Consider the following 2894-nt stretch of genomic DNA (forward strand, 5'->3'; position numbering starts at 1 on the left):
AGCCAGATGTCGGCGTCGAGCCCGATCTGGTGCGAGGCATGCCCGGTCAGCATCGGGCCGCCGCGCGGCTGCGAAATGTCGCCGATCAGCAGGCCCGGCCAACCATCGGCTGCCGCGTCGCGCGACAATTTCTCGATCACCGCGATCATAGCCGGATGGCCCCAGCGACGGTTGCGGGACGGCCGCATCACCTCCCAGGTCGGACCGTCCATGGGAATGGCGACGCCGCCGGCAAAACAGCCCTTGGAATAGAAGCCGATCGATTGCGCCGCGCTCGCGGCTGGCAGTTTCTTGGCGCCGAACAGGTCTTTTGCCCGTTCCTCGGCCGCGGCCGGCCGTACGGCTAGACCGGCAAGGACGAACAGGCCGAGAGCGGCCGCCAGCCTGAATTTTTTGCCGAGAGATGGCTGTATCGGTGTTTTCATGAAACCGGATCCCCACCAGGCCGAATCATAGCATGCAACGCGGAACGCTTCGATCGATAGAGCGGTTCACCGAAACGGTGAACCGCTCTATCTCTGTTTTGACGCAATCCCGGACGGAGAACCGTGTCACACTTTTCCTGGAATTGCTTTTAGCGCTTCATCGGGCTGCGCGCCTCGCCGTCGCGCCAGTCGCCGCTCGCCCACATATGGTCGAAGGCGGCGCGGTAGTCCGGAAAGCGCAGGGAATAGCCCGCCGCCTTGATCGCCGCGTTGCCGACGCGCTTGTTCTCGCCATAGAAGGACCGCGCCATGGGCGAAAGTTGGGCGGCGTCGAAAGGAATCTCGGGCGGCGGTTCGATGCCCATCAATGATGCGGCATAGGCGACGACGTCCTGCGGCGGCGCCGGCAGATCGTCGGTGACGTTGAAGATGCCGCCTTTATTGCCTTGGATGAGCTGCCACAGGGAGCCTGCAATGTCGTCGCAATGAATGCGGTTGAACACTTGGTCGGGCTTGACCAGCCGCCTTGCGCTGCCGTTTTCCAGATTGAGCAGGGCATTGCGGCCCGGCCCGTAAATGCCGGAGAGTCGCAGGATCGCCACCGGCCGGCGAATCTCGCGGCCCAGCTCCAGCCAGTCCTGCTCTGCCGCCACCCGCATCATCGAACGCTTCGACACCGGCCGGCATTCAGCCGTTTCATCGACCCAGGCGCCGTCATAATTGCCGTAAACCCCGACCGTAGAGAGATAGCCGATCCATTCCAGCGCCGGCATTTGAGCGATTGCCTCTCGGGCGGCACCCAGCACGGGATCGCCAGCCTCCTCCGGGGCGACCGAAATCAGCAGATGCGTTGTCTTTTCCAGTGCATCGCCGATTTCCTCGGTCAGCGCACCGTCGAACAGCAGCGGGGCGATGCCGGCCTGCCGTAGCGTCTCGAATTTTTCCGGCGAGCGTGTCGTGCCGAAGATCGTCGCGGCGCCTTTGTTGGCCCGAGCAAAAGCCCTGCCGGAATAGCCGGCGCCGAAGATGAATATCTGCTTTTCGCTCATGCATTCGCCCTGGTTGGCCGCGCCAGACGCCATTCGTCGCGCACGGCTTCGTCGCTCTCGGTTTTCAGGCCGAGGGCTGCCCTTTCTGAATATTCGGCATCGGGCACCAGCCGCGCCAGCGCCCAAATTGCCGCGCCCCGCACCAGCTGCGAGGCATCGTCCAGCAAGGCGCGCACAGTGTCGGCAAGAGAGGCATCGCCGGAATTGCCGGCGGCGATCAGCACGTTGCGGATGAACCGATCGCGGCCGATGCGTTTTATCGGCGAACCGGAGAAGAAAGCGCGGAAGGCCGCGTCATCGAGACCCAAAAGGTCGGCGAGCGGTGGTTCGCGCAGATCATCGCGCGCGGCGAGTTTTGCTTCCGAAGCCGCCCGGGCGAATTTGTTCCACGGGCAGGCGGCTAAACAGTCATCGCAGCCATAGATGCGGTTGCCGATCTTTTCGCGGAATTCGTGCGGAATCGGCCCCTTGTTCTCGATGGTGAGATAGGAAATGCAGCGCCGCGCATCGAGCCGGTAGGGCGCCGGAAAAGCATCGGTCGGGCATGCGTCGAGGCAGGCGCGGCAGGAGCCGCAATGGTCGATTTCGGCGCGGTCGGGCACCAGTTCAGCGGTGGTGAAGATGGTGCCGAGGAACAGCCAGGAGCCGTGCTCGCGGCTGACCAGATTGGTGTGTTTGCCTTGCCAGCCAAGCCCGGCGGCTTCGGCCAGCGGCTTTTCCATGACAGGTGCGGTGTCGACGAACACCTTCACGTCACCGCCGGCGCGGGCAACGAGCTTGCCGGCGATCTCCTTCAGCCGGCCTTTCATCACATCGTGATAGTCGCGGTTTTGCGCATAGACCGAGATCGCGCCGCGGTCGCGCTTGGCCAGCACTTCGCGAAGATCATGGTCGGGGCCGTAGTTCATCGCCAGCACGACGATCGAGCGTACCTGCGGCCAGAGGGCCGTTGGTTCACTGCGGCGTTGCAGCGTCTCGGCGATCCAGTCCATTGAGCCGTGAAAGCCATCGGCGACGAATTCGGCCAGGCGCGCCGGCGCCAGCGGGATCGCATCGGGGGAGGTGACGGCGACGGCATCGAAGCCGGCGCGCTGCGCCTCAGCGTCGATCAGCGCGCGCAGTTTTGCGGCGTCAGAAGTCGAGGTCCGCATAATGCGACACCGGTGACAGGCCGCGCACCCGGTCGGTCAAAAGCGGCCGGAAGGAAGGCCGCGACTTGACCCGCGTGTACCATTCGCGAGCAGCGCTGTGCTCGCGCCAGTCTATCTCGCCGAGATAATCGAGCACCGACAGCGTCGCCGCGGCCGCGAGATCGGCATAGGTGACCCTCGAGCCGGCCAGCCAATGGCGGGTGCCGGCCAGCCAGTTGGTGTATTTCATGTGCTCGCGGATGTTGGCGCGCGCCGCACGGGTCGCGCCC

At 64.5% G+C, this 2894-nt stretch carries 4 protein-coding genes; all 4 read right to left on the minus strand.

From position 1 onward, the window contains the following. On the minus strand, positions 1-425 hold a 425-nt coding region (locus tag EN994_RS25370; protein ID WP_206530494.1), incomplete at its 3' end, for a penicillin-insensitive murein endopeptidase. A gap of 149 nt (positions 426-574) precedes the next feature. After that, positions 575-1474 (minus strand): SDR family oxidoreductase, encoded by a 900-nt coding sequence (locus tag EN994_RS25375; RefSeq protein WP_063170414.1) that lies wholly within the window; start codon positions 1472-1474, stop codon positions 575-577. Beyond that, complete coding sequence (gene queG, locus EN994_RS25380) at positions 1471-2625, minus strand: tRNA epoxyqueuosine(34) reductase QueG (RefSeq protein ID WP_027161203.1); 1155 nt, start codon at positions 2623-2625, stop codon at positions 1471-1473. Before queG ends, EN994_RS25375 begins: the two co-directional genes overlap by 4 nt. Further along, positions 2606-2894: glutathione S-transferase family protein (locus EN994_RS25385; RefSeq protein ID WP_164746173.1), on the minus strand; the 289-nt coding region annotated here is incomplete at its 5' end. The genes EN994_RS25385 and queG, both read right to left, overlap by 20 nt.

Origin of the sequence: Mesorhizobium sp. M7A.F.Ca.CA.002.09.1.1 (assembly GCF_003998555.1) — a bacterium.
Classification (GTDB): domain Bacteria; phylum Pseudomonadota; class Alphaproteobacteria; order Rhizobiales; family Rhizobiaceae; genus Mesorhizobium; species Mesorhizobium ciceri.

What these genes read in the sequence shown, in the direction of transcription:
- EN994_RS25375 (WP_063170414.1), bottom strand. Translation starts at nt 1,474, where the DNA reads ATGAGCGAAAAGCAGATATTCATCTTCGGCGCCGGCTATTCCGGCAGG.
- queG (WP_027161203.1), bottom strand. Translation starts at nt 2,625, where the DNA reads ATGCGGACCTCGACTTCTGACGCCGCAAAACTGCGCGCGCTGATCGAC.